Below are 6,331 nucleotides of genomic sequence, written 5' to 3'. Positions count from 1 at the left end.
TTAGTCGGAGTATTTCCCCCGTTTTGGCTGCCAAACCTTATTTTCGGGGGAATACCTAAAGATACAAAAAAGCCAACTAATTCGCAATACTTTTTGTATGAATTAGTTGGCTAATTTTATACTATTTACTGAGTGTCCCTTTATATGATTTCAATGCCTTGTTCGGCACATAGTTTCAAGCTTAAATCTTTCAGTTTGAATTTCTGGATTTTTCCACTTCCTGTCATTGGAAATTCCTTTACGAAGAAAATGTACTTGGGGATTTTGTAGCGGGCTATTTTTCCCTGGCAAAACTCACGTACATCAAACTCGTTCATGGTGTATCCTTCATGCAGGATGATGAAAGCTCCAACTGCCTCACCGTATTTCTTGGAGGGTACTCCAGCTACCTGCACATCTTTGATGCCCGGCATCTTATAGAGGAATTCCTCGATTTCGCGCGGGTAAATATTTTCTCCTCCGCGAATAATCATGTCCTTGATGCGGCCCGTGATGCGGTAGTTTCCGTTTTCATCCTTTACTCCCAAATCACCGGAATGCAGGAACCCGTTCGCGTCAATCACTTCGGCTGTGGCTTCCGGATTCTTGTAGTAACCTTTCATGGTGTTGTAACCCCGGTTGCACATTTCGCCTTGTACGCCCACCGGACATTCTTCTCCGGTATTCGGGTCGATTACTTTTACTTCCGTGAATTCGAAGTCATGGCCTACGGTGGTGTAACGCACTTCCGGAGCATCGTCAATACGGCTGTGGGTCATGCCCGGTGAAGCTTCCGTCAGTCCGTATACGCTGGTGACACGCATAAACATTTTTTCTTCCACCTGTTTCATCAGCTCCACAGGACAGAGAGAACCGGCCATGATACCCGTGCGCAGGCTCGACAAGTCGAACATGGGGAACATCGGGTGATGCAGTTCGGCGATGAACATGGTGGGTACTCCGTAGAGAGCCGTACAGCGCTCTTTGTGTACGGAAGCTAATACGAGCAGCGGGTCGAAGCGTTCTATCATGACCTGTGTGCACCCATGCGTCAGGCAGTTCATGGTGGCCAGTACTACACCGAAGCAATGGAACAGCGGTACACATACACACAGTTTGTCGTCGGCCGTGAACTTCATGTGCTCGCCGGTGAGAAATCCGTTGTTGGCAATATTGTAATGGGTAAGCATGACACCTTTGGGAAATCCCGTAGTACCGGAAGTGTATTGCATGTTTACCGTATCGTGGCAGTTTACCAGCTTTTTGGCGTTAGTCAGTTCCTCGTCGTCAATGTTGCTCCCTAACAGCAGAATTTCTGCCGTGTTGTACATGCCCCGGTATTTTTCCTGACCGATGTACACCACATTGCGCATGTGGGGGAAACGTTTGCTCTTCATGCGTCCCCGTTCGAAGAGTTTCAGTTCGGGCAGCATGGTGTAGGTCATTTCCACGAAGTTGCTGTCCTTCTCTCCGTCTACGATACACAGGGTATGCATGTCGGAGTTTTCGCAGAGGTATTCCAACTCCGCTTGCTTGTAGTTCGTATTGACCGTAACGGCCACGGCACCTATTTTGGCACAGGCATACAGAAACGTCAGCCAATCGGGTACATTGCGGGCCCAGATGCCCACGTGGGTGTCTTTTTTTACTCCGATGGCCAGCAATCCTTTGGCCATGTGGTCTACACGTTCGTTAAATTGCTTCCAGGTGAAACGCAGGTTACGGTCGGAGTATACAATGTATTCTTTGTCCGGAGTCACTTCTGCCCAATGCTCCAGCCAGTCGCCTAATGTTCTTTCAGAAAGTTGTAACATGTCGTTGAAGATTTGCGTGAGACTTATGCCGGAGTATAGACCACGGCCAGAATTTGTGCTGCCTGTCCTTCGGCAGTGTGTACATGATGCGGCACGATGGAGTCATAGTAGATGGTATCCCCCTCTTTCAGACGATAGTTGCTTTTTCCGTAGCTGATTTCCAGTTCCCCTTTCAATACCATGATAAACTCTTCTCCTTCATGTGCGGAGAGAAAGAAATCTTTTTCGTCGTTGGCATCAATGTCGATAATAAACGGTTCCATGTGACGGTCGACCTTGCTTTTGGACAGCGAATGATAATGCATGTGCTGGCGGGCATGCGTGGCGTTGTTTGAAAATCCGATGGTATCGTCCGCTTCGCCTTTACGGCAGATAACCGGTCCGGTTTCGCTGGTCTGGTCATCCAGAAATGTACCCAGACGTACTCCCAGGGCACGTGCTATTTTAATAAGCGGAGCCAGTGAAGGGATGTCGATATTCTCCTCGATGCGGCTTACTTGTTCCACAGTCAGCCCTGCGCGTTCTGCCAGTTCCTCTATACTTGTTTCTTGATTGGTTCGGAGTGATTTAATTTTTTCTCCGATGATGTTTGTGCAATCCATAGGTCTTCTCTTTAGCTTTGATTTACAATAAAAGCGCAAAGGTGTACGCTTTGTTCTTCATAATTCGCAAAGTTAATAAAGTTTCTGTATAAACATACCGAAAAGTAATAAAAAGCATTTTCTTTCGGCACTTTTCGCACTTTCTGATATTCTTTTTGCAGGCAGGTTTCTTGCCGAATGTGTCTGTATTTTAATTTTTTGTCCTATCTTTTAGCCGTAATATAATTTAGAATGTGTCTGAAGAAGCTTATTTTTGCATTGACATTGATGGGACTTTTAGGCGGCCATGCACCACTTACAGCCTCTCAGCCGGTTCCTGATGCTGCCGGATATATTGTCAAGGTAGGCGATACGGCTCCCGACTTTGAAATGAAGCTGACGGACGGACGCAAGGTGAAATTGTCAGAACTTAAGGGAAAGGTAGTCATGTTGCAGTTTACCGCAAGCTGGTGTGGAGTATGCCGTAAGGAAATGCCTTTTATTGAAAAAGACATCTGGCAGAAACATAAGGACAATGCTTCCTTTGCGCTTTATGGAATTGACCGTGACGAGCCGCTGGAACGAGTGAAAGCCTTTGCCAAGCAGACAGGAGTGACTTATCCGTTAGGACTTGATCCGGGAGCAGATATTTTTGCCAAATATGCGGAACGCAATGCCGGAATCACCCGTAACGTGCTGATAGATAAAGAGGGTAAAATCGTGATGATGACTCGCTTGTATAATGAAGAGGAGTTTGCTTCCCTTTGTAAGAAGATAGATGAACTGCTGAAGTGATGAAGAAGTTCTTATGTTTGATTTTATGTGGCTTGCTGTGCTTTCCTTCGGGAGTCACGGGGAAAAAGGAAGGACACTATGAACCGCTGTTTGGAAAGAAGTATGCTTCGTATGCGGTGACTTCCAGTTCCTTGAAAGGTGCCACTTTCTATCTTGTCAGCGGACATGGAGGACCTGATCCTGGCTGTATAGGTAAATATCAGGGAAGAGAGTTACACGAAGACGAATATGCTTACGATATTATTCTCCGTTTGGGGCGTGAGTTGCTGAAACGTGGGGCAAAAGTGCATTTTATCATTCAGGATGCAAAGGACGGAATTCGTGACCAGGCTATTCTGAACAACAGCAAGCGGGAGACTTGTATGGGAAAGGCTATTCCGTTGAATCAGGTGGCTCGTCTGCAACAGCGTTGTGATGCCGTAAACCGCTTGTATCGGAAGGATAAGAGCAGTTACAAGCGTGCCGTGTTTATCCATGTGGACAGCCGGGCCCGGAACAACCAGACCGATGTGTTTTTCTATCATGCACCGGGCAGTTCGAAGGGGAAACGACTGGCGAGGGAAATCCAGCGGACTTTCCGCGCTAAGTACGACCGCCATCAGCCCAACCGGGGATTCGATGGTACGGTAAGTGAACGTAACCTGTTTGTTCTTCGCAACACGACTCCGGTAGCTGTTTTCCTGGAAGTAGGAAATATCCAGAATGCGCAGGATCAGAAACGTCTGGTCATTGCCGACAATCGTCAGGCCTTAGCTAACTGGATAACCTTAGCCATCGAGAAGGATTACCGGAAAAGATAATCTCATAAGTCATAAAAAAAGTCAGGCACTTCAGCGGTTGCCTGACTTTTTTGTATCTGTGAAAGTAGATTGTTTATCGGTTTTTGGCCTTCAGCACTTTTTGTACATTCTGGATTATTTCCGGATTAGCAAGGTCCTTCTTTCCAATCAGCGTGAAGGCAAAGTTGTCTGCCATGATTTCTTCCGGATGAATGAGATAGTTGGTGTTCTTTCCTACTTGTGTGTAGAAGTCTTCCGCTTCATCCAGTGCATAAATGATTGTCTTTCCAGCCTTCTGAATAGGAACAAAATCACCGTTCAAAGGTACAAGTCCCACTTTCAGGTAGTCGAAGAGCGTTTTTCCGTCATAAGGTCTGTCGGTATAAATCACCATGGTGCAGTATTGCTTCTGTCCGCCGATGGTAAAAATACCATAACTATCATATCGGCTGATGTCTGGATTGGAGATACGAATATCCGCCAAATCGGACGGGAAGATAATTTCTTTTTCAATCACCGTGAATCCGATGACCTTGTAAATGTCTTTCTTGAAGTTGGAATTCTGTCGTGTCAGCAGGTGAAACAACTCATGGGCTACAAGGTATTTCAAATCTGCATCTGAAGCTTCCTTCAACGCATGCTCACCGATGGCAATCCAGTTTACGCGGGTGTAGGCCTCTGCATTGCCTTCTTCTTTTTGGGTAGTTTTTACAAAGATGATTTCTTTCGGGAAATCGAGGTTGTAACTTTGTTTCTTGATTTCCGCGTCCAGGCTTTTCATTGCCTTGCTGATTCGCTCTTTTTCAGCGTCACTCCAGTTGAGTGTCTGTTCCATGGCAAATTGCAACAACTGTGATTTGCGTCCTTGCGGTTTTTGCAGACGCACGTCGATGTCAAACTGGTTCCAGTTGCGGGTATAGTCATCTACTTCCGTAATCAGCATTTGTCCTTCGGCACGCGTGGCAAAACGGAAAAGGGAGTTGGAGAAATTGTTACTCTGCGCCCAAGCTGAGATTGTGGTAAAAACCAGATAAAATATGAAAGAAAGAGAGTGCTTTAGTGTCATAGTCTTGTTTTTTAGTTACCTATATTTATTCTCAGTGGTAAATATAGAATAATTTTTTGTATTTTTCTTCGATTTTTTTCAAGAAAAAGCGAGGAAAAGGAAAAATGAGACAAATCGCAGGGGGTATTACTTGTCCAAAAAAGAGGAAATAGGTCAGTAAACTTTTGTTTGATAAGTGCTGAATGTCGTGGCGTATGTGCTTATCTTCTTTTGTCTTTTTTATGGTTTTCGAGCAGGAAACTTATATTTTCCTTGGCAAAAACGTACGTTTTCCTATCGTGAAACGTAGGTTTTTGCTGCGCGAAACGTAGAATGTGTGAGAGGGTTTGCTGATAAACCTATGGGTGGCTTTTCATTTTCATCGGAAATACATTCAGTATAATAGTATCAAGGTCTCTGAATTTGTGCAGCCAAAAACTGCATAAATTGAAGCGAGTTGTTACATGCAAGGAGTAGTTGTAATATAAATCTGTTCTTCAATTGATTGATAATTTGTTTTATTTGTTCAGATTCCTTACTTTTGTAAAAAGGATGTGTAAAGGAGTTTGCCACCTTGCTTTTTGTGGGAAAAAATTGTAAGAAGCGTCATGCTTCATTCTTGTTTCTGAAAACCTGAGAAATTTTCAAAACACACAAGAATGACATAGTCGGTTCCTACGCTGTTTTCAGCGTGGGGCTGTTGTCTATTCTATTGTGTGTTGGGCTTTCTCAGGGCCTTCAGAAAGGTGGAATAGCACGCAGTTCCACGCTTCTTTTGTTAACTAATTTGCTTTGGGGAACTGAACGTTGTAATAATTATGGGACTATTTAATTTTTCAAGTGTAAAATGTGAGATACGGTATTTGAATGCTTTACCTCAGAAACAAATTGAGTTCTGTTTTTGGCACCTAATTATCGTATTAAAATAGTGTGTGATATAACTTCTTCTACAGAACAGGTTATTTTGTCTTGTTTTGTTCCTCATTTAGGAAAGTTTGTTGATTTAGTATATGGTGTAAAAGATTTTGTCGATGATGTAAAGAACATATTGAAAATTTTTGAAAAGACATCTAAAGGTGAAGATTTCAAATATAAAGATGCATTTGATAAGTTTGTTAAACGCCATGTTAAGGAGTTTCATAGAATTATAGATACAGATTTGTTTCGTATTATAAGTGAATTCATGCTTGTAATATGTGATTTATCACTACAGAAGGGGATACGTTTGTCTGTGTCAGATAAAGTGGATATTTCAAAATCTTTTGTGGATAGAGTAATGATGGGTAATTTTGCGCCATACTATTATGTAACTCGTTATCGTCAAAATGGTGGTAATTG

General features: G+C 43.6%; 6 protein-coding genes. 3 read left to right on the top strand and 3 right to left on the bottom strand.

Features of this window, described 5'->3' with window-relative positions; translation table 11 throughout:
• Positions 1-140: 140 nt before the first annotated feature.
• Together ACMJ0U_RS11715 and ACMJ0U_RS11710 are read right to left on the bottom strand one after the other, a co-directional pair.
• Positions 141-1,793 carry an AMP-binding protein gene (locus ACMJ0U_RS11715; RefSeq protein WP_417130077.1) on the bottom strand — a complete coding sequence of 551 codons (1,653 nt, stop codon included), beginning with the start codon at positions 1,791-1,793 and terminating at the stop codon, positions 141-143.
• A 23-nt stretch (positions 1,794-1,816) separates the two neighbouring features.
• Positions 1,817-2,395: a helix-turn-helix domain-containing protein gene (locus ACMJ0U_RS11710; RefSeq protein WP_417130076.1), complete on the bottom strand. Its 579-nt coding sequence runs from the start codon at positions 2,393-2,395 to the stop codon at positions 1,817-1,819.
• A 267-nt stretch (positions 2,396-2,662) separates the two neighbouring features.
• On the opposite strand from ACMJ0U_RS11710, the gene ACMJ0U_RS11705 reads away from it, so the two are divergent.
• On the top strand, positions 2,663-3,169 hold the full coding sequence (locus ACMJ0U_RS11705) for a TlpA family protein disulfide reductase (protein WP_259296130.1): 507 nt from the start codon (positions 2,663-2,665) through the stop codon (positions 3,167-3,169).
• Positions 3,169-3,969 carry an N-acetylmuramoyl-L-alanine amidase family protein gene (locus tag ACMJ0U_RS11700; RefSeq protein WP_417130075.1) on the top strand — a complete coding sequence of 267 codons (801 nt, stop codon included), beginning with the start codon at positions 3,169-3,171 and terminating at the stop codon, positions 3,967-3,969. Before ACMJ0U_RS11705 ends, ACMJ0U_RS11700 begins: the two co-directional genes overlap by 1 nt.
• 73 nt (positions 3,970-4,042) lie before the next feature.
• Here ACMJ0U_RS11700 and ACMJ0U_RS11695 read toward each other — a convergent pair whose 3' ends face one another.
• On the bottom strand, positions 4,043-5,014 hold the full coding sequence (locus ACMJ0U_RS11695; protein WP_417130074.1) for a hypothetical protein: 972 nt from the start codon (positions 5,012-5,014) through the stop codon (positions 4,043-4,045).
• Between the two features lie 880 nt (positions 5,015-5,894).
• On the opposite strand from ACMJ0U_RS11695, the gene ACMJ0U_RS11690 reads away from it, so the two are divergent.
• On the top strand, positions 5,895-6,331 hold a 437-nt coding region (locus ACMJ0U_RS11690), incomplete at its 3' end, for a hypothetical protein (protein ID WP_417130073.1).

The sequence above is a fragment of the Phocaeicola sp. genome (assembly GCF_048170425.1).
Taxonomy (GTDB): domain Bacteria; phylum Bacteroidota; class Bacteroidia; order Bacteroidales; family Bacteroidaceae; genus Phocaeicola.
This window is presented reverse-complemented; position numbering and strand designations above follow the sequence as displayed.

Excerpts from the sequence above, each read along its gene's own strand:
- ACMJ0U_RS11715 (WP_417130077.1), bottom strand. The coding sequence starts at position 1,793 with ATGTTACAACTTTCTGAAAGAACATTAGGCGACTGGCTGGAGCATTGG.
- ACMJ0U_RS11710 (WP_417130076.1), bottom strand. The coding sequence starts at position 2,395 with ATGGATTGCACAAACATCATCGGAGAAAAAATTAAATCACTCCGAACC.
- ACMJ0U_RS11705 (WP_259296130.1), top strand. The coding sequence starts at position 2,663 with ATGGGACTTTTAGGCGGCCATGCACCACTTACAGCCTCTCAGCCGGTT.
- ACMJ0U_RS11700 (WP_417130075.1), top strand. The coding sequence starts at position 3,169 with ATGAAGAAGTTCTTATGTTTGATTTTATGTGGCTTGCTGTGCTTTCCT.
- ACMJ0U_RS11695 (WP_417130074.1), bottom strand. The coding sequence starts at position 5,014 with ATGACACTAAAGCACTCTCTTTCTTTCATATTTTATCTGGTTTTTACC.